This is a genomic window from Kitasatospora sp. NBC_01302 (assembly GCF_035976515.1).
Lineage (GTDB): Bacteria > Actinomycetota > Actinomycetes > Streptomycetales > Streptomycetaceae > Kitasatospora.
Genome location: NZ_CP108404.1, coordinates 594,699 through 614,543 on the forward strand (window position 1 = coordinate 594,699; position 19,845 = coordinate 614,543).

General features: G+C 73.0%; 15 protein-coding genes and 1 pseudogene. 6 read left to right on the plus strand and 10 right to left on the minus strand.

Translation table 11 applies throughout. The annotated features are described in order from the left end of the window. Nucleotides 1-23 precede the first annotated feature (23 nt). The 9 genes from OG294_RS02855 to OG294_RS02895 all read right to left on the minus strand — a co-directional run bounded on the left by OG294_RS02855 (nt 24) and on the right by OG294_RS02895 (nt 13,997). Nucleotides 24-1,244, minus strand: coding sequence for a fatty acid desaturase (locus OG294_RS02855; RefSeq protein WP_327064766.1), 1,221 nt, complete (start codon nt 1,242-1,244; stop codon nt 24-26). Nucleotides 1,245-1,306: 62 nt separating this feature from the next. Next, nucleotides 1,307-2,818, minus strand: a complete 1,512-nt coding sequence (locus OG294_RS02860) for a pyridoxal phosphate-dependent decarboxylase family protein (RefSeq protein ID WP_327064767.1) — start codon at nt 2,816-2,818, stop codon at nt 1,307-1,309. A gap of 62 nt (nt 2,819-2,880) precedes the next feature. After that, nucleotides 2,881-4,230, minus strand: a complete 1,350-nt coding sequence (locus OG294_RS02865) for an MFS transporter (protein ID WP_327064768.1) — start codon at nt 4,228-4,230, stop codon at nt 2,881-2,883. Further along, a complete protein-coding gene (locus OG294_RS02870; RefSeq protein ID WP_327064769.1) occupies nt 4,227-6,848 on the minus strand; it encodes an ATP-grasp domain-containing protein in 2,622 nt (873 codons plus the stop codon). The genes OG294_RS02865 and OG294_RS02870 overlap by 4 nt, the downstream gene beginning before the upstream one ends. Nucleotides 6,849-6,983: 135 nt before the next feature. Beyond that, a complete protein-coding gene (locus tag OG294_RS02875) occupies nt 6,984-8,210 on the minus strand; it encodes an ATP-grasp domain-containing protein (protein WP_327064770.1) in 1,227 nt (408 codons plus the stop codon). Further along, the gene (gene hypF / locus OG294_RS02880) at nt 8,207-10,552 is read right to left on the minus strand and encodes a carbamoyltransferase HypF (protein ID WP_327064771.1); all 2,346 of its coding nucleotides are present in this window, start codon (nt 10,550-10,552) and stop codon (nt 8,207-8,209) included. The genes OG294_RS02875 and hypF overlap by 4 nt, the downstream gene beginning before the upstream one ends. 16 nt (nt 10,553-10,568) lie before the next feature. Continuing rightward, nucleotides 10,569-11,594 carry a hydrogenase expression/formation protein HypE gene (gene hypE / locus OG294_RS02885; RefSeq protein ID WP_327064772.1) on the minus strand — a complete coding sequence of 342 codons (1,026 nt, stop codon included), beginning with the start codon at nt 11,592-11,594 and terminating at the stop codon, nt 10,569-10,571. A 97-nt stretch (nt 11,595-11,691) separates the two neighbouring features. Then, nucleotides 11,692-12,282, minus strand: a complete 591-nt coding sequence (locus OG294_RS02890; RefSeq protein WP_327064773.1) for a cysteine hydrolase family protein — start codon at nt 12,280-12,282, stop codon at nt 11,692-11,694. A gap of 1,277 nt (nt 12,283-13,559) precedes the next feature. Beyond that, nucleotides 13,560-13,997 carry a nuclear transport factor 2 family protein gene (locus tag OG294_RS02895; protein WP_327064774.1) on the minus strand — a complete coding sequence of 146 codons (438 nt, stop codon included), beginning with the start codon at nt 13,995-13,997 and terminating at the stop codon, nt 13,560-13,562. 276 nt (nt 13,998-14,273) lie between these two features. Between OG294_RS02895 and OG294_RS02900 the strand changes: the two genes are divergently transcribed. The 5 genes and pseudogenes from OG294_RS02900 (at nt 14,274) to OG294_RS02920 (ending at nt 16,772) form a co-directional block, all read left to right on the plus strand. Then, nucleotides 14,274-14,522: a hypothetical protein gene (locus tag OG294_RS02900; protein ID WP_327064775.1), complete on the plus strand. Its 249-nt coding sequence runs from the start codon at nt 14,274-14,276 to the stop codon at nt 14,520-14,522. Between the two features lie 206 nt (nt 14,523-14,728). Next, complete coding sequence (locus OG294_RS02905; protein ID WP_327064776.1) at nt 14,729-15,538, plus strand: AraC family transcriptional regulator; 810 nt, start codon at nt 14,729-14,731, stop codon at nt 15,536-15,538. A 132-nt stretch (nt 15,539-15,670) separates the two neighbouring features. Continuing rightward, a complete protein-coding gene (locus OG294_RS41000; RefSeq protein WP_442789099.1) occupies nt 15,671-15,886 on the plus strand; it encodes a carbohydrate-binding protein in 216 nt (71 codons plus the stop codon). Nucleotides 15,887-16,049: 163 nt separating this feature from the next. Further along, nucleotides 16,050-16,139 (plus strand): annotated as a pseudogene (locus OG294_RS02915). Between the two features lie 120 nt (nt 16,140-16,259). Continuing rightward, complete coding sequence (locus OG294_RS02920) at nt 16,260-16,772, plus strand: methylated-DNA--[protein]-cysteine S-methyltransferase (protein ID WP_327064777.1); 513 nt, start codon at nt 16,260-16,262, stop codon at nt 16,770-16,772. Between the two features lie 76 nt (nt 16,773-16,848). On the opposite strand, the gene OG294_RS02925 is transcribed toward OG294_RS02920, so the two are convergent. Beyond that, nucleotides 16,849-17,967 (minus strand): polysaccharide deacetylase family protein, encoded by a 1,119-nt coding sequence (locus OG294_RS02925; RefSeq protein WP_327064778.1) that lies wholly within the window; start codon nt 17,965-17,967, stop codon nt 16,849-16,851. A gap of 202 nt (nt 17,968-18,169) precedes the next feature. Between OG294_RS02925 and mdlC the strand changes: the two genes are divergently transcribed. Next, nucleotides 18,170-19,792, plus strand: a complete 1,623-nt coding sequence (mdlC, locus tag OG294_RS02930; protein WP_327064779.1) for a benzoylformate decarboxylase — start codon at nt 18,170-18,172, stop codon at nt 19,790-19,792. The last annotated feature ends 53 nt before the right edge of the window (nt 19,793-19,845 follow it).

Below are 19,845 nucleotides of genomic sequence, written 5' to 3' on the forward strand. Positions count from 1 at the left end.
CGCTCGGTCCGCCAAGGCGGCGGTCAGTCCTCGAAGGCGGCGAACAGTTCGCGGTGGTTGACCTCGGCCAGGCGGTCGGGGTGGTACTCCTCGGGGTCGGCGTGGCGCAGCGAGTCGAAGACCAGGTCGATGGCGGCCACCAGGCCCCAGACGTGGTGGTAGGCCGGCCACCCGGGGTGCCCGCGCCGGTGGTCGTCCTCGCGGGCGAACAGGTAGTTGGCCCAGTCCCGGCTCATCGGGGCGCGGTGGTGGAAGTCGTGCACCACGGTGTCGCCGGTGAGCACCAGGTAGCGGGCGGGGAAGTGCACCAGCAGCATCCGGCCGCCCCACCGGGCCCAGGCCGCCGCCCGGCGCACCGGCGGCAGGCCGGGCGGCGGGGCCGCCTCGCCGATGAAGATCGCGTTGGTCAGGGCGGCGAAGTAGTCCCGGCCGCGGCGCACCGGCTCGTCGGGGGCGGGGAAGGTGTGCTTGACGCAGAGCCGGAAGGTGTTGCTGACCTGGTAGAGCACGGTCATCGGGACGACCCAGGCGACCAGCAGGAGGACCCACAGGTGCAGCAGGGTCGCCAGCCCCGCCACCGCGACCCACCCGAGGGCGGTGCCGGTGCGCCAGGCCGGCTCGGCGGAGTGGAAGTAGGAGCGGATCCTGGCGGTCAGGAAGCGCGCGTGGAAGACCGGGGAGACGGTCTTGAGCAGCGTGCGGCGCCACATCTCGCGCCGGCTCATCCCCGGGCGCAGTCCTAGGCTGACCAGGAACGCCTGCACGGTGGGATCGCGCAGCGTCATGTGGTGCACGGCATGGTGGTCGGAGACGTGCTCGGTGCTGTAGCGGCCGAAGTCCTGGATCACCAGCAGCGCGGCGATCGTGCGGCCGAGCAGCACGTCGCGGCGCTTGTGGCCCCACATGTTGAGGTGGGCGCACTGGTGGTAGACCATCATGCGCAGGTTGCGGGCGCCGTGCAGGGTCATCGCCCAGCCCACCGGCACCAGCAGCAGCCACCAGCGCCCGGCCGCCAGCGCGAGCGCGCCGGCGGCCAGGCCCGCGGTGACCGACACCGAGGCGTTGACCAGGTGCCTGGTCGGGGTGTACGCGGTGCGGGGCTGGTCGGCGAGCGGACGGCCCGTCAGCAGGGTCAGCGGCAGGGCGAACGCGGCGGGCAGCCGCCGCATCGACTCGCGGACGGGGTCGTCCGCCGCCTCGTGCCCGGCGGCCGGCGCAAACGGGCGGTACACCTCGGATCTCACCGAATCTCTCTTCCCGGGCGTGGTTGTGCGGTGGAAAAGGCGGCTCCAGGGCCGGTCATGCCTCAGGGAGTGGCCTCCAGCTCGGCGGCCAGCGCGAGCAGGTCGTCGAGCAGCTGGTCCAGCTGCTCGGTGCCGGTCTGCGGGTTGAGCAGCATCAGCTTGAGGAAGACCCGGCTGCCGCCGTCCGGCTGCGCGATGTGGGTGCGGGCGAGCAGCGCACGGCCGTCCTCCATCACCCGGCGGCGCAGCAGGCCGTTGAACGCGTCGGCGTCCAGGCCGTGGCCGGGCAGGTAGCGGAAGAGCACGGCGGTCAGCGGCGGCTCGGTGCCCAGCTCCAGGCGGGGCTCGGCGCTGATCCGGGCGGCGGCGTGCCGGGCCAGGTCGTGGCAGGTGTCCACCATCTGCGCCACGGCCTCCCGGCCCAGGGTGCGCATGGAGACGGCGATCTTCAGCGCGTCGACCCGGCGGGTGGTCTGCAGCGAGGTGTTCTGCGAGCCGATGTAGCCGGCGCAGGTGTCGTCGTCGGCGCTCAGGCAGGTGGTGGGCTGCAGGCCGAACGAGACCATGGTCTCGGCCCGGCGCACCAGCAGCGCGGCCGAGGAGGCCGGGGTCCAGCCGAACTTGTGCAGGTCCATGGTGACCGAGTCGGCCTCCTCGATGCCCCGCAGCATCGGGCGCAGCCGCGGCGAGAAGAGCGCGCCGGCCCCGTAGGCGGCGTCCGCGTGCAGCCAGAGGCCGTGCGCGCGGGCGATGGCGGCCAGCTCCGGCAGCGGGTCGACGATGCCCAGGTCGGTGGAGCCGGCGACGGCCACCAGCGCCACGGCGACCTCGTGCTCGGGCAGTTCGGCCAGGATCCGCTCGGCCTCGGCGGGGATCATCCGGCCGTGCGCGTCGATCGGGACGGTGCGGATGTTCTCCTCGCCGATGCCCAGCAGGCGCACCGCGCGCTCGATCGAGAAGTGCACGCCCTGCGGGGCCAGCACGACCGGCTGCACGCCCAGGCGCAGCAGGCCCTCCTGGAAGGCGTGCCGGCCGATCTTGTCGGCCAGCACGGTGTCACGGGCCATGGTCATGGCCATCAGGTTGGAGACGCTGCCGCCGGAGGTGAGGGTGCCGCCGGCCGTCACCGGGTCGTAGCCGACCAGCTCGGCGAGCTGGGCGATCACCCAGCGGTCCAGCTCCAGGGCGAACGGTCCGCTCTCCCAGGCGTGCAGGGACTGGTTGAGGACGGCGCCCACCAGCTCGGCGGCGGCGGCCACGTCGGTGGGCGGCGGCTGCATCCGGGCCACGGCGGCCGGGTGGGTGATGTCCACCGACCACTGGGCGAAGGGCCGCACCAGCTCGGCCAGCGCCTGCTCGGGTGCCGTGCGCTCCTCGGGCAGCAGCGGGGCGGTGAGCGCCGCCGCGGCCGCGGCCCGCGCGGCGGCGGGGCCGCCGGGCGCGACCGGTCCGCTGCGCGCGGCGGCGACCTCGCTCAGGATGTCCAGCGCGGTGTTGACCAGGCTGCGCACGCTTTCCAGGCCCTCGGCGGTGCCCGCGGGCTGGTAGAGCGCAGCGGATGCGGTGCGGCTCAAGGCTGTTCTCCTCTTGGGTGGGGTGCGGACGCCACGAGGGGCGTCCGCCGGACAGGCCGTGGTCAGGACGGGCTGGGCGCAGCGGCAGCGGCAGCGGCCTCAACGTCGACGTCCTCGGACCCGGATGCGGACGCGGACCCGGACGCGCTCGTGCGCTGGTGCGGCAGGTCGGTCGGGAAGTCCTTGAGCCCCCGCACCGGCGAGAACGCCACCCAGAGCAGCGCCAGCACGAAGGTGGCGGCGGTGATCCACAGCGTGGGCCGCAGCCCGACCTCGTCACCGAGCCAGCCGCCGATCAGCGCACCGAGCGGCAGCGGCCCCCAGGCGATGAAGCGGCAGCCCGCGTTGACCCGGCCCAGCAGGTGCGGCGGGGTGATGACCTGACGCAGGCTCACCACGTGGATGGTCGACATGGTGGAGCCCAGGCCGCACAGCGCGAACGCCGTGATGTAGAGCGCGTAGGAGAGCGCTCCCCGGCCCGGGGCCAGCGGGATCAGCACCGGCGCGCAGCAGCACAGCGCGAGCTCCAGCATCACCGCCCGCCCCAGACCGAGCCGCTCCTTGAGCCACCCGGCACCGAGCGCGCCGAGCAGCGAGCCGATCGCGCCCGCGCCGAGCACCAGGCCGATGGTCCCCGGGCTCATCCCGAGGTGGCGGGCCGCGTACAGCACGAAGACGGTCTGCAGCGACATCCAGCACAGGTTGTAGGTGCCCGCCTCCAGCGCGATCGCCCGGATCGAGGCGTTGCGCAGCACCATCCGCAGGCCCTCGGCGATGCTGCGGGCGGTGGAGACGCGCTCGGCGGGCTGCTCGGGCAGCGGCTCGGCGCGGCGGATCGTGCTGAGCGAGCCGACCGAGACCAGGTAGGAGACGCAGTTGACCAGCAGCGCGATCGGCGCGCTCATCCAGCTGATCAGCAGGCCGCCCAGCGCGGGGCCGCCGATCTGCGCGACCGAACTGCTCGCGGAGAGCTTGCTGTTGCCCTCCACCAGGTGGTCGTGGTCGATCAGCGAGGGCAGGTAGGACTGGTAGGAGACGTCGAACACCACGGTGAGCACGCCGATGGCGAGCGCGGCCAGGTACAGGTACCAGATGTTCAGCGCGCCCAGCGCCGCGCACAGCGGCACGGTGCCCACCAGCACCGCCCGGCCCAGGTTGGCGCCGATCATCAGCGGGCGGCGCCGGCGGCGGTCCGCCCAGACCCCGATGAACAGGGTCAGGCCCAGGAACGGCGCGTAGTTGGCGGCGTTCAGCAGGCCGAGCTGGGTGGAGCTGGCGTGCAGCTGGTAGACCGCGGCCAGCGGCAGGGCCAGCTGGGTGACCTGGGCGCCGAGCAGCGAGACGCTCTCCCCTGCCCAGAGCCTGAGGAAGTCCCGGTCCTGCCACAGACCGCCGAAACGCGGACGGTTCACGCCTGGCTCCCGGGGCGGTCCTCGACGTGGAAGCAGCAGCCGATCTGCGCGCCGTTGGACATGCTGACGATGCCGACCTGCGGATCGGGGGTGCCGCGCACCAGCATCCCGGCGTAGTCCGAGCCGACCATCAGGACGCCGTAGGCGACCACCATCTGCTCGAAGCCGCGCCCGTCGTCGCGCACGAACCGCTCGGCCACCGGCAGCACCCGCTCCTGCACCACGTAGGGCCCGTCGACGGCCCCGCGCAGGTGCGCCTCCCACTCCTCCTGGCCCACCGACCAGCCGGGGATGACGCCGACGCCGCCGTACAGCAGGGTGGGCTTGAGGGCGAGGCGGTCCTTGTTGGCCAGCGCGAAGGGCAGCAGGTCGATCCGCTCGCCGGCCCGCTCGACCCGCTCCTCGCGCAGGAACCGGGTCCACGGCAGGATCCGGTCCACCAGCTCGTGCTCGGCCGCCGACAGGGCCGGGCGATTGCGCTCGTCGCTGAGCATCGCCAGGCTGCCCTTGTTGCCGTACAACTCGCAGTCCAGGCCCGCGAACAGGAAGGTCTCCCCGCGCTCGACGGCCGCCAGCAGCGGGTCGACCAGATCGTAGCTGCGCTGCTCGTCGGCCATCTCGCCGGGCAGGAAGATCCGGTAGACCACGTCGACCTTGCGGCCGTGGATGTGCGGCACGCCGTTGCGGTACTCGAACTCGCCCAGGTGGCAGACGACGGTGTCGAAGCCGTTGCGCAGCCAGTCCGGGACCACGAAGTCCAGCCAGGGCTTGGTCTTGGCGTAGCCGTCGGGCCACTCGGTCAGGGCCAGCACCGGGCGCTCGGGCAGCGCGAAGCCGGCCGCCTCGGCCTGCTCGCGCAGCACCTCGGCGATCCGGGCGATCGGGTCCGGGTGCACCAGGCGCTCGGCCGCCGCGAAGGTGCGGAAGGCCTCGTTCTCGCGGACCGTGCGGGCGAACTCGCCCATCTGCCAACCACCGAGCGAGCTGCCGGTGTTGAGCTCCATCAGCTTGAAGCCCGCCGGCTCGCGGTACATGTCGGCGCGCGACATCGCGGGCAGCGTGCGGCCGGCCCCGCGCATCACCAGGTCGATCTGGGTGGGCGTCATGCCCACCGCCTTGGCGAAGGCCCGCTTGTCACCGGCGAACAGCCGCTCGGGGATCGTGGTGAGCAGCTCGAACAGCCCGTTGAGGTCGGACGTCAGACGCCGGCGGTCGGCCGCGTCCAGCAGCACCGGCCGGTTGAGCGACTGGCCGCCGCCCGCGCCGTAGCGGATCCAGTCGTTGCGCACCCCGGGGACGGTCATGTCGGCCGGCGCCCGCTCGGCGGCCAGGTAGCGACGGGTGACCGGGTTCTCCAGCAGCGCGCCGAGCCCGTCCAGCGGGGAGCCGCCGAGCACCGGGCGGACCTCGGCCTCGGCCGCGTCCAGCGCCGCGGCGCAGCCCGACGGGTCCTCGGCCAGCGCGAGCACGGCGGCGGTGCGTGGGGTGAGCGCCCTGGGCGGCAGCAGCAGCTCGGTGCCGGGCTCGGCCAGCGCGATCACCTCGACCACGCCGGGCTGCTGGGCGGCGGCGCCGAGGTCGAGCGAGGCGAGGGTGCCGTCGTGCGGCGGGTAGAGGAAGCGGATCTCGGCCCACTGCTCGGCGGGCACGGCCTGCTCGGGCCGCTCGCCGAAGGCGAGCGCCGCGCCCAGCAGCGCCAGGTCGATCCCGGTGGCGAGGGTGCCGACCCGCGGGATCAGGTCGCCGCCCAGGCGCCCGTTCAGCTCGATCAGGCGCGGGCCGCGTGCGGTGAGCCGCAGCTCGGTGTGGGTGGTGCCCTGTTCGATGCCGAGCGCCCGGTGGGCGCCGACCACCAGCTCCTCGACCGCGCCCGCCCACGGCTCGTGGCGCCAGGGGCCGACCAGGTGACCGACCTCCTCGCAGAACGGGTCGAAGCCCAGCCGCTTGCGCGCCACGAAGAGCGGCTGCGCCCGGCCGTCCGCCACGAGGCTGTCGACGCTGATCTCGGGGCCGTCCAGGAACTCCTCGACGAGCACCCCGCCGGAGGCGTCCAGCGGGCCCATCACGCTGGCCGCGGCCAGCGCGTAGGCGGGCGCGAAGTCGCCCGGCTCGCGGACCACGGTCACCCCCAGGCTGCCCGCCAGCGCGCGGGGCTTGAGGACCAGCGGGAAGCCGATCTCCTCGGCCGCCGCGGCGGCCTCGGCGGCGCTGTGCACCAGGCGGTGCCGGACGCCGGGCAGGCCGGCCGCGTCCAGCAGGGTGCGGGTGGTGAACTTGTCCCGGCAGGCGCGCGCGGCGGCCGGCGACATGTGGGGCAGGCCCAGCTGCCCGGCCACCTCGGCGGTGGCGACCAGCGACAGCTCGTCCCAGGTGTAGATCCCGGTGCGCGGGAAGCCGTCGGCGGTGGCGGCGGCGAGCAGGTCCTCGACGGCGGCGCGCAGTGCGACCGGATCGGTGGTGTCGGCGCCGCGGTAGTCGCCGACGTACTCCCGCTCCCAGGTCAGCGGGGCGGCGGAGACCAGCGCGAGGTCGTAGGCGCCGGCCAGCGAAGCCATCGCGTACTCGCGGTAGGTCCGCAGTCTGCTGCCCACCACTATCAGTCGGTCCCGGTCACGCATCTGGCGCCCTCCGCTTCGTTTCGTCGTTCGTCGTGCTGGTGCCACGGCCCTGACCGGTCGTACGGCCGGTCGGGCACGTCGTCGTGCGTCCCCCGCCGGACGGGCCCCGAGGGCCTGCCCGCGGCGCTCGGCCGGTCAGCCGGTGACCGCCCGGCAGCGCACCCGGACCGTGCCGGCGGCCCGGACGATGGCGTCCTCCACCTCACGGCTGCTGGTGCCGCGGAAGCGGAACCGGGCGGCCACGTGCTCATAGCCGCCGACCTTGGGGATCGTCGTGCCCGGCTGCGGCAGCCGGCTCGCGTACGGGCCGGGCTCACCCACCGGCGCCGCGGCCTCCACCACCGTGCAGGGCGGCGCCACCGGCAGCGGCAGCAGCAGCCAGCCCGCGGTGCGGCCGCCCGGCACGACCGGTGCGGCCGGGGTGCGGCCGAGCTGGATGTCCACGGCGGCGGCCATCAGGTCGATCCCGTGCACCTCGCGCCACACGAAGGGGATCTCCCCACCGCCGACCCGGGCGCCGGCCTCCAGGAAGGTGAGCCGCGGCGCGCCCCGTCCGTCGGTGCCGGCGAACGCCTCCAGGTGGAACACCCAGGGCTCGCCGCCGCCCAGTGCCGCACCGACCTCGGCGGTGAACTGCTCGACGGCGGCGAGCAGTTCGGGGCCGTCCAGCTCCACCGAGCCGAGGAAGGCCCCGTCGGTGAACTCCCGGCAGCTGTTGACGTAGCGCGAGGCCCGCCAGGGCCCCAGCCGCTCGCCGGTCCACAGGCCGTCGATGTGCAGGACCGGGTCGGCCACGAAGCGCTGGACCAGGTACGGCTCCTGGCCCAGGCCCGGCGCGCTGTGCGCGTCGCCCTCGCCGTGCAGCACGGACACGCCCCGGCTGGCGGTGCCGCGCCGCGGCTTGACCACCACCGGCCAGCCGTTGCGGGCGGCGAAGGCCCGCACGGCGCCGGCGTCGGGCGCGTCCGCGTAGGCGGGCACCGGCACCCCGCCGCGCTCGGCGGCCACCACCATGGCGAGCTTGTCCCGGAACCGCTCCAGGTCGGCGCTCTGCTGGCCGGGCAGGCCGAGCTCGGTGCGCAGCAGCGCCGCCGTGTCCAGGTCGCCCTCGTTCAGCGCCACCAGCCGGCCGACGGGCCCGAACCGCCCGGCCAGCCCGGCCATCGCCGCCCGCACCGCGTCCACCTGGTCGGTGGCCGCCACCACGGCCACAGCGGCGGCCTGCGCCGGCACCGAGGAGCGGGCCAGCTCGGTGGTGACATAGCTGATGTGCGCGGCGCCGTGGTCGAGGTAGTCCTCGTAGCGGGCGTACTGGTCGCGCCAGCGGTGCAGCACCACGATGTGCTCCGGCGCCGCGCTCACTGCTGCCCGCCTCGGAGCCGGGCGTCGGCCACCATGATCTGGCCCAGCGCGATGCCGCCGTCATTGGTGGGCACCTGCTGCTGGCAGTAGGCGGCGAAGCCCGCCCGGCTCAGCTCGACCAGGCAGTTCACCAGCAGGAACTCGTTCAGGAACACCCCGCCGGAGAGCACCACCTGGCGCGTGGCCGAACCGGCCGCCAGGCACCGGGCGACCACCAGGTCGACCACCGCGGAGTGGAAGCGCCGGCTGAGCTCCGCAGGCGCCACCCCGGCCGCCAGGTCGGCGGCGAGCGCCCGCACCACCGGGCGCGGGTCGAGTTCGGTGACACCCTCGCGCTCGCTCGCGCCGAACCGGTACCGCTCGCCCGGCGCGGCCATCGCGAGGTCGCGGCCCAGCAGGCCCTCCAGCTCGATCGGCCCCTGCGCCTCGTACTCCGCCCGGGTGGTGACCGCGAGCAGCGCCGCGACACCGTCGAAGAGCCGGCCCATGCTGGAGGCGAGCGGCGAGTTGATGCCGCGCTGCGCCATGGTGGCGTAGACGTGGCGCTGCTGCTCGTCCAGTTCGCCCAGCACCGGGAAGGCCGCCAGCGCCGCCTCGCCGTCGCCGAAGGCGTCCAGGGCGAGCGCGAAGCCGGTCCGGATCGGCTCCTTGACCGCCCGGTCGCCGCCCAGCAGCGGCACGGTGCGCAGGTGCGCCAGGCGCCGCACCGCGAGGAAGTCGCCGAGCAGCACCTCCCCGCCCCAGGTGGTGCCGTCCTCGCCGTAGCCGGCGCCGTCGAAGAGCACGCCGATGGTCTCGCCGTCCAGCCGGTGCTCGGCCATGCAGGAGGCCATGTGCGCGTGGTGGTGCTGGACCTGCGTCACCGTCTCGAACGCCTGCCCCTGCTCCTTGAGCGCGAACCGGGTGGCCCGGAACTGCGGGTGCAGGTCGACGGCGGCATGACGGGGCGTCAGCTCGTGCAGCGCGGCGAGGTGCCGGACCGTCTCCCGGTGCGACTCGAAGGTCTCGTCGTTCTTCAGGTCGCCGATGTGCTGGCTGAGGTAGACCCGGCTGCCGCCGCTGAGCGCGACGGTGGTCTTCAGCTCGGCGCCATACGCGACCAGCGGCGCCAACTCGCGCCCCACCTCCACCGGGTAGGGCGCGTAACCGCGGGCCCGACGCAGGAAGGAGACCACCGGCTCGGCGAGTCCGGGGTGCTCGGAGTAGCGCACCAGCGAGTCGTCGACCCGGATCTCGATGTCCCGGTCGTTGTACAGGACGAGGTCGGCGACCTCGAAGAGCTGTGCGAGCGCGTCCTCGTTGCGGTGCACGATCGGGTAGCCGGAGATGTTGCCGCTGGTCATCACCAGCGTCTCCAGGCCCTCGTGGTCCACCAGCAGGTGGTGCTGGGGAGCGGAGGGCAGCATCACGCCGAGGTTGGGGTTGCGCGGCGCGATCTCCTCGGGCAGCGCACCGGCCAGCTTGCGCAGCAGCACGATCGGCCGGGCCGCCGAGTCCAGCAACTCGGCCTCGGGCGGGCGCACTTCGGCGATCCGCCGGACGGTCTCCGGGTCCCGGGCGAGCACCGCGAACGGCTTGGAGTCACGCCGCTTGCGCGCGCGCAGCAGTGCCACCGCCGCGGCGTCACGGGCGTTGGCGGCCAGGTGGAAGCCGCCGACGCTCTTGACCGCCACGATCCGGCCGGCGGCGAGCGCGGCGGCGGCCAGCGCCAGCGCCTGCTCGCCCTCGGCCGCCTCGCCCGCCGGACCGGCCAGCAGCAGCCGCGGCCCGCACTGCGGGCAGGCGTTGGGCTGCGCGTGGTAGCGCCGGTCCAGCGGATCGCGGTACTCCGCCGCGCACGGGCCGCACATGGTGAACGCGGCCATCGTGGTGGTCGCCCGGTCGTAGGGCAGGGCCCGCACGATGGAGTACCGCGGGCCGCAGTTGGTGCAGTTGATGAAGGGGTAGCGGTACCGCCGGTCGGCCGGGTCGCGCAGCTCGGCCAGGCAGTCGGCGCAGACGTGGGCGTCGGCCGGCACCACGGTGACCTTGCGGCCCCCGTGCGTGCTCTCACGGATCTCGAAGTCCGCCGCGCCGTACCCGCCCGCGCCGTCCTCCCGCTCCACCCGCACCTCGTGGACGCGGGCCTGCGGCGGCGCCTGGGTGCGCAGCTCCGCGGTGAAGCGGTGCACGGCCGGGGCCGGCCCGCTCACCTCGGTGAGCACGCCCTCGGGGTCGTTGAGCACCCAGCCCGCCAACTCGTGCGTCAGCGCGAGCTTGTAGACGAACGGGCGGAAGCCCACCCCCTGCACCACGCCGGTGACCCGGATCAGCCGCCGCAGCGGCGGTTCGCTGTTCTTCATCGTCCGTCGCCCGTCCTCAGCAGAGCCGGGGCAGTTCGGCGCCCTGGAGCTCTTCGACCACCGACTCCCGGCCGTCGGCGCCGCGCATCAGCACCACGGGCTCGGCCTCCTCGGTGACCTCGCCGATCACCACGGCGTCGGCGCCGTAGCGGTGCGCCCGCAGCGCCGCGAGCACCTCCTGCTCGGCCTCGGGGGCGACGAACAGGCAGACGCAGCCCTCGTTCGCCGCGTGGATCGGGTTGACGCCCAGCATGTCGGTGGCCATCACGGTCTCGAACTGGATCGGCAGCAGCTCCTGGTCGATCCGGATGGTGCGCCCGCTGGAGGCCGCGTACTCGTGCAGCACGGCCGCCAGGCCGCCGCGGGTGACGTCGCGCACCGAGTGCACCCGCCCCTCGCCGACCGTGCCGAGCAGCTCGTCGAGCATCCCGTTCAGCGGCGCGCAGTCGCTGAGCACGCGCTGCTCGAAGCCCAGACCCTCGCGGATCGAGAGCAGGTGCACGGTGTGGTTGCCGATCGGACCGCTGAGGATCACCCGGTCGCCGGGGCGCACGTCGCGCATCCGCAGCGGGGTGCGCTCGAAGACGCCCACGCCCGCGGTGTTGAGGTAGATCTGGTCCGCCTCGCCCTTGCGGACGACCTTGGTGTCGCCGCAGACGATCTGCACGCCGGCCTCGCGCGCCGTCTCGCGGATCGAGGTGAGCACCTGGACGAGCCGGGCGATCGGCAGCCCGGTCTCCAGGATCATCCCGAGCGTCAGGTAGAGCGGCCGGGCACCGACCACGGCGAGGTCGTTGACGGTGCCGCAGACGGCGATCTTGCCGATGTCGCCGTTGCCGAAGAACGGCGGGTCCACGACGAACGAGTCGGTGGTCATCGCGATCTGCCCGGACGAGATGGGCAGCATGGCGCTGTCCTCCATCTCACCGATGTACACGTCGCCGAGCGTGTCGACGATCAGGGAGATCAGCTCGTGGCTGAGCTGCGCTCCACTGCCGTGGTCGAGAACGACCTCGCCGAGGTCGGTCACCTGGCTTGTCATCTGCTGTTCCTTCGAGGGCGTCGGGTGGGGCAACGGCTGGGGTGCGGGTGCCTCGGCCGGGGCTTGTCGGACAGGCCCCGGGCAGGCACGGGGCGCCTCAGGGAAGGATCTTGACGACCTTGCGGGGCAGCTCGCCCTCGGTGTCGAGGACGTCGAAGATCTCCTTGGAGTCGGCCACCGTGGCGCAGTAGCCGCCGAGCCACTCCAGGGCGCGGTCGCGGTCCTCGGCGTTGCCGGAGACCACGCAGTCCGAGGGGACCCAGACGTTGTAGCCGCGGAAGAAGGCGTCGGCGGCGGTGGTCTGCACGCAGATCTGCGTCTGCAGCCCGGTGACCAGGACGGTGTCGATGCCGGCCGCCTGCAGGCGGTCGTGCAGCTCGGTCTCGTAGAAGCCGCTGTCCTTGTTCTTCTCGACGACCTGGTCCTCGTCGGCGAGGAAGTCGGCGAGGATCGCCGCGCCCTGCGAGCCGCGCTGCAGCGGCAGGGTGCCGTCGAGGTCGCGCTCGACGTTGGGGTCGTCGGCCAGGTTCACCAGCTGCAGGTGGTAGATCGCGTGGCCGCGACGGCGCATCTCGTCGAGGAAGGCGGTGAACCGCGGCTGCGCCTCGGCCATGGCCGCGGTGCGCTCGGGGGTCTTGTGGACGACGTCGGCCTGGAGGTCGTTGGTGAGTACGGCGATCTTGCCCATGACGGTTCTCGGGCTCCTTGAGAAGTGGTGGAAACACGGGAAGGTGCAGCAGAGCCCACTGCCCCAGCACGCACGGCCTCCCGGCAAGCAGCGCACAGCGCGCCGACGCGGGCAGCGGACAGCGGCCTGGCGGCAGGCGGGCAGGCGGAAGCGGGCAGCAGAAGGCAATGCGGAGATAAAGCAGAGGTAAACCAGAAGCCTGTGACAGCGAGTTGCGAAAAACTCAGAGAGACGGAAGCGGTGAAACAGACAGCGGGTGTGCGTCTCGCGGACCAGCGAAGCTCCCCCTGACGCGACGTCGCCGACTCTGGCACAGCGATCAGGGGCCGTCAAGATCAACATCCAGCGGATCCCGACAGCCCCTGCACACCTCACACACCATCAACTGGGCGCCGTGCGAGGGGAGAACGCATATCGCATTCCATGTCCCGGGAAAAGGGAAAGGGGTGCGCGGAGGCGATTGCGGCGATATTCCGACACCATCGCGACGGCATCGGGCGCACGAACCAGCACACCGGACCGCCCTGTGCGGCCGCCGAACCACAAGCCGGCCGCGCAACCGTCCGGGCACACACCACCCGGCCGCTCGACTACCTCGGCGGTTACCGGAGCGTAATATTCCACTCGCTTCGCCGCGGTGACGGCAGGTTCAGGTAACTCTGCCCGTGTGGCTGCTTCTTGACGGTTCATCATCTCTGCAAATTGGCCGCCCCGACCGCCCGGAACCCCCTCCGTAACACCTTGCACCCCACGGGCCGCAACCCGCCGAACGGCGGGGGTGCCGCCGCCACTCCGATCGGCAGTCCACCATCAATCCCACCCACACCATCAGCCCCATAATCCCCACGAACACCAACCGGAGCACCGGAAAACCCACCCCATCACCACGGGCGACCACGCCATCCACACCGATCATTCGCAGACGCACCCTGAGGCGCCACCACACCCCACCGAGTGCCCCACCGAATCATCCCCAACGGGATGATCAGGATGTTCCTCCCATAGCGTCGCTTCACCCAGATAGTCCGACACAGGGAAGAAAAGGGACAAAGGACGTGATCCCCAAGAAGCCGCCCTGACCGACAGTCAGCGCACCGCCCCGGGCAGCGCGGTCCCGGCACCCACCTGCGCCAACCGGCAGGGGACACAAGGCCGGTAGGCCCTGTCTATGCGCGTTGAACGGGCTCCGCGCGCAGCAGAGCGCCGGCCCGCGTGACGTGACGCGGGCCGGCGCTCTGCCGTGCTGGTGATGCTGCGCCGGACAGGCCGAGTGGCGGTCAGCCCTCCTGCGGGCCGAGCGCACGAACCAGGGCGGAGACGTCCTGGTACTCGCGCCACTGCACCACCCGACCGTCGCGGGCCGTCAGCACGACCACGAACGCGGCCGTCTCGCTCTTGCCGGTGGTCGACAGGGTCCCGCTCAACTCGTATTCCGCGACGATCACTTCCGGATCGGCGCTCTGGTGGACGGCGATGGTCCGGAACTCGTCGAACCGCACCGGCAGCGCGGCCCGGGTGGCGGTGGTGAAGGCGGTGTACTGCGCGCGGTCCTTGAAGTACCGCGGGCTCTCGGGCGGGGACAGGGGCAGTTCGATGACGACATCCTCGGCGAGGAGGTCCTCGGTGAGGCCGACCTCGCCGGCCAGGACGTTCGCCCGGAAGCGTTCGAAGATCTCCAGCGGGCTCAGGGTCGTGGAACCGGAGGACTCGGGCATGGCGCATCCTTCCAGGGGAGTTGTCCCAGTCAGGTGAGTCACTGCTCAGGGAAAGTATGCGCCCCGTGTCCCCGTCGGCACGCTCCGCTTTCGGCCATCATCGAGGAGCCGGTGACCGCCGCCGTGCCCGTGGTGCCCACCGCCGCGTCCGCGCACCGGGCGTACCCATCCCGTCAGCAACGCGTCAGAACCACGTCAACCGCGGACCAACCGCCGTGCGGCTGCTGCAGACTGGCTCGACCTGCAGGTCCGCAGGCCCCTCTGGAGGTGAGCCGCATGTCCGTCTCCGCTGCGTTCCACTCCGTGGTCCCCGACATCGGCCGCCGCGGCCACGCCCTGCGCGCCGCCTTCTCCTCGGTGCTGGACCGGCTGGCGGCCAGCCCGCTGGACAGCTCCGTGCTCCAGGCCGTGGGCGCACCGCGACGCACGCCCGTCGAGCGGACGGCCCTGCGGGCCCACTGGCGGGCCGTCACCCGCGAGGACGGTACGACCCGGCTCGAAGCCACCTGGCGCCGCGAAGCCTGACCGGGAGCCGGTGACCGCCGCACGGCCCGTGCCCGGTGCCCGGGCCGACGCACCGGCATGTCCGCCCGCGCACCGGGCAGCACTGAATCATGGCCGACCAACCCCCACCGCACTCCCCCGCCCCAACCGCGCCGCGCTGCCGCAAGAACCCGGCAGAGCCCCGACTCCCCATGGAGCTCCATGAGTTGCAAGCCGCGGAGCCCTCCGTGCTCCCCTTCGCGATCGGCTCGTTCGAGAGCATCGGGCCACTGTCCCGCGCAACCTCCCCGCACCGGCACAGCTTCTACGAGATCGCGCTCGTCGCCGCCGGCCGCGGGACGCACGTCGTCGATCTGGAACGGATCCCGCTGACCCCGCCGCAGCTGTACGTGATCGCTCCCGGACAGGTGCACCACTGGGAGGCGGAGGACGTGGCCGGCTGGGTGCTGATCTTCAACGAGGACTTCCTGCTCACCCACCCGCAGGACGGCGCGGCGCTGCGCGCCCTCGCCGACCGGCGCCGGCTCCAGCTGTGCCGCGACCGCCAGGACGGCTTCGAGGCGCTGCTGGCCGCGATGGACGAGGAGTACCAGCGCGCCGAGCCCGGCTTCGTGGGCGCGCTCTCCTGCTATCTGCACATCCTGCTGCTCCACGCGCAGCGGCTGCCGGGCGCCCATACCCCGGGCGGCACACCAGCCGACTGGGCGGTGGAGTTGACGGCACGCTTCACCCGGCTGATCGCGCAGCCCGGGGCCCGGGGAGGGTCGGTCGGGGCGCTGGCCCGGGAGTTGGGCGTCTCGGCGGGGCACCTGCACGAGGCGGTGAGGCAGAGCACCGGCCGAACGCCCGGCCGGCTGGTCCGCGCTCAGCAGACGCTGGAGGCGAAACGGCTGCTGCTCGGAAGTGATTTGACGATACGTCAGATCGCCGAGCGGATCGGCTTCGGCGACCCCTCGTACTTCAGCAGATTCTTCCGGCGCGAGAGCGGGATGAGCCCGGGGGCGTTCCGCAGAGCGGCGCGCGCGGTGCACGAGTGACCGTGAAATCACCCTCTTCTCCGAGTCCGGTCCATCGCCGGGGCGGCGGTGCCCGCCTACCTTGCTTGTCATGCCCCAGCCACTCCCTGTGCCACCCCGCCCGTCCCCGAGTCCAGGGAGCACCGACCGACCATGAGCACCGACCCCGCACGCCCTGCACGCCCCGCTGATCCCGGCACCCCCGCCAGCCCTGCGGCCCCCGCCGACCGGCCCTGGGCAGCGGACACCGCCTACCGCCCGGGCGACCTGGTGACCTACGGCGGCGCGACCTACCAGTGCCTGCAGGCGCACACCTCCGCCACGGGCTGGGAACCCTCCGCCGTCCCGGCCCTCTGGCGGCGCCTGTAAGAAGGGCAGCCGGGGCCGTCGGCACCCCCATGGCCGGCGGCCCCGGCACGGGCGACCGGGGAACTGCGCACCCGCGTCAGCCCTGGGTCAGCGCGCGGTCAGCGGGTCACGGCACAGTGGTCGTGTGCCCAGGGGGCGGCGGGAGCCGGCCGAGGGGGCACGGGGAGAGGTGCCCGGAGCGGCTTATCGGGGACCTGGACCGCGAGGTCCGGTCGGGTGTACGCCCACGCAGGTTCGAATCCTGCCTTCTCCGCACAGCAACGCAGTACCGGCTGGGACGTCCCGACGAGGTCCGATTTCCGCCAGTCCTCCGCGGTGGAACGAGGCATCCTGGAACTCGCGGAGAATGGGACCGGACAGAGGAGGGACAGTGGTGGCCTACCAGCACGCCATGGTGAGCACGAGTCTGGGCGAGCTCCTGATGGTCTCGGACGGAACGGCCCTGACCGGAATCTACTTCGAGGGCCACCGGTACCCGCCGGCCGCCGACCGGATCGGTGCGCGGGTCGGCGAGCGCGAGGACCCGGTCATCGCCCGGGCCGCCGACGAGATGCGGGAGTATCTCGCCGGTGAGCGGCGCGACTTCGAGGTCCCGGTGCACCCGCACGGTGACGACTTCTCGCAGCAGGTGTGGCAGATCCTCACGCAGATCCCGTACGGCGCGACGACGACCTACGGCGCCATCGCCCAGCAGCTCGGGAACAGGCTGATGGCGCAGCGCGTGGGACAGGCCGTGGGGCACAACCCGGTGAGCATCGTCATCCCGTGCCACCGGGTCGTCGGGGCGAACGGCTCGCTCACCGGCTTCGCGGGCGGGATCGGCCGCAAGCGCACGCTGCTCGACCTGGAGGAGCCCGCGGCGGTGGCTGCCATGCGCCTGTTCTGACAGCGCCCGACAGCCGTCCGACGACCGCCCGACAGCCGCTTCACGACCGCCCCCGCACCGGTCAGCCGACCTTGGATCAGCCGACCTTGAAGCTGCGCACCTCGTCGTCCTGCTCGCTGCCCGGGGTCAGCGTGTTCTCGGCCACCCGGTGGGCGCAGTCGGCCCGGTCGTAGAGCTGGATGCCGTGCCCGGTGTCGTCGCGCAGCGCGAACGCGGGCGCGCCCGCCCGGGCGTCCAGCGGTGCCACGACGTTGCGGCACTCGCCGGTCCGCAGGCCGTCCACCGTCTGCGCGAGTTCCGCCGGGCCGGTGGCGGCGGCGCTGTGGTAGCGCAGCAGCACGCTGCCGGCGATCGCGGTGTCGGTGTCCTGGGCGGCGCTGGGCAGCGGGTCGGCCCAGGGGCGGGGCTGCGCGGCGGGGCGGGCCGCGCTGTCCCGGTTGCGGTAGGACATGCCGGGCTTGAGCTCGGTCGATCCGAAGAGCTCCGGGACGGTGACCGGGGTGTAGCCGGCCCGGCGCAGGTTGCGGATGAGCTGCGGGACGGCGGCCAGGGTGTCGCGCTGGTTGTCGGTGTCGTGCATCAGCACGACCGACCCGGCGCGCACCCCGGCCTCGGCGCGGCTGAGCACCTGGGCGGGATCGTGGTGGTACCAGTCGAGGCTGTCCAGGTCCCAGAGCATCAGGGGGTGGCCGTAGGCCGCGACCTGCGCGCTCTGGTTGCCGTAGGGCGGGCGCACCAGGGTGGGACGGGTGCCGGTGATGTCGGCGATCGTCTTCTCAGTGGCGGCCAGTTGGTCGTGCACCTGATCGGGTGTCAGCGCCCCGAGGTAGGGGTGCGTGTAGGTGTGGTTGCCGAGTGCGTGGCCCTCGGCAACCTCGCGCTTGACCAACTGGGGCCGGTAGGCGGCCTCCTGGCCGACCAGGAAGAAGGTCGCCTTGGTGTGGGCGGCGGCGAGGTCGTCGAGCAGGGCGCCGGTCGCGGCCGACGGCCCGTCGTCGAAGGTCAGCGCCACGCAAGCGAGCCGCGCGCAGTCCGGAGCCGGTGGCGCGGCGCCGGCCGGTTCCTGGGCCGGGGCCAGCAGGGCCGCGCACAGGCAGACCAGCGTCGGCAGCGCCGCGGCCCCCAGTCGCCCGCCCGGCGTGGTCACGAGCGCCCGGCGGGCGGCTGAGCGGCGGACGCGCGCGAGGCATGGCATGGGTCTTCTTCCTTCAACTGGAGCCGGGCCGGACGCCGGGCCGGGAGCTTCAGTCGTTTCCATCTGATCCGCTTATATGACTTATTTCTTCCTTACTTCACCCGCATGCCCGATCCCGCCCGTCCGCCCACGGCGGGCCCTCTGGCGGACCGGGAGCACCGCGCGGGACCCTTGGGCCATCGACCTCACGATGGGAGAAGCGATGGAACCAGTGGCTTCGAAGTCGACCGTCCGCAGCGTGACCTACGACCTGCTGCGCACCCTCGGACTGACCACCGTCTTCGGCAACCCCGGTTCGACGGAACAGACCTTCCTCCAGGAGTTCCCCGCCGACTTCCGCTATGTGCTGGCCCTCCAGGAGGCCTCGGTCGTCGCGATGGCCGACGCCTTCGCCCAGGTCACCGGCCGCCCGGCGCTGGTCAACGTGCACTCCTCGGCGGGCCTGGGCAACGCGATGGGCAACCTGGTCACCGCCTACCACGCCAACACCCCACTGATCGTCACCTCCGGTCAGCAGCACCGCGAGATGGTCATCGGCGATCCCTACCTGTGCAACCGCGAGGCCACCACGCTGCCCAGGCCGTGGGTGAAGTGGTCCTACGAGCCCGCACGGGCCCAGGACGTACCCGACGCGTTCATGCGGGCCTACGCGACGGCCCTGCAGCCGCCGGCGGGGCCGGTCCACCTGTCGATCCCCCTCGACGACTGGAACCAGCCGCTGGCCGGCCCCGCCCGGCTGCGCACCGTGAGCGACCGGGTCACCCCCGACGAGCAGCGCCTGCGGCTGTTCGCCGACCGGATCTCGGCCAGCCGCCGCCCCGCCCTGGTCTTCGGACCGGAGGTGGACCGCAGCGGCGGCTGGGAGTCGGCGGTGGCCCTGGCGGAGCGGCTGCGGGCCGCCGTCTACGGGGCCCCGCTGCTGGACCGCGCCTCCTTCCCCGAGGACCACCCGCTCTTCCGCGGCCCCCTGGGCATCTCCATCAAGGCCGTCGGCGACCGGCTGGCCGAGCACGACCTGGTCGTCGTGATCGGTGCCGAGGTCTTCCGCTACTACCCGTACGTCCCCGGCGAGTACCTCCCGGCCGGCACCCGGCTGCTGCACATCACCGCCGACCCCGAGGTCGCCGCGGCGGCGCGGATGGGCGACAGCCTGCTGGGCGACCCGAAGATCGCGATCGACCGGCTCGTGGACCTGGTCGCCGACGGATCCGCGCGCACCGCCCCCGAGCCGATGGCGCGGCCCCGGACGCTGCCGCCGACCCCGAGCCGGCCGCTCACCCCGCCGGAGGTCTACGCCGCGCTCAGCAGGGTCAGGCCGCCGGACGCCGTGATCGTGAACGAGTCGACCTCCACGATGGCCCAGCAGCTGGAGTGGCTGCCGACCACCAGGCCCGGCTCCTTCTTCGCCACCGCGAGCGGCGGCATCGGCTGGGCCACTCCGGCGGCGGTGGGCGTGGCTCTGGGCGACCGGGCCAACGGCGTCTCCCGGCCCGTCGTCGGCCTCATCGGCGACGGCTCGTTCCAGTACTCCGTCCAGGCCGTCTGGACCGCCGCCCAGCACGAACTGCCGATCGTCTACGTGGTCATGCGGAACAAGGAGTACTCCATCCTCAAGTCCTTCGCAGAGCTGGAGGAGACCCCCGGGGTGCCCGGCCTCGACCTGCCCGGCATCGACATCGCCTCCGTGGCACGCGGCTTCGGCTGCCACGCCGTCGACATCGACACCACCGAGGACCTGGAACGCGAGTTCACCCGGGCCCTCACCTCCCGCACCACGACCGTCCTCGTGGTCGCCACCCGGCCCCAGCACGCCGCACTGTCCTGAACGTCTGCCTGGCCGGCGTGCGGACTGGTCGATCATGGGACGTGAGCCTGCCA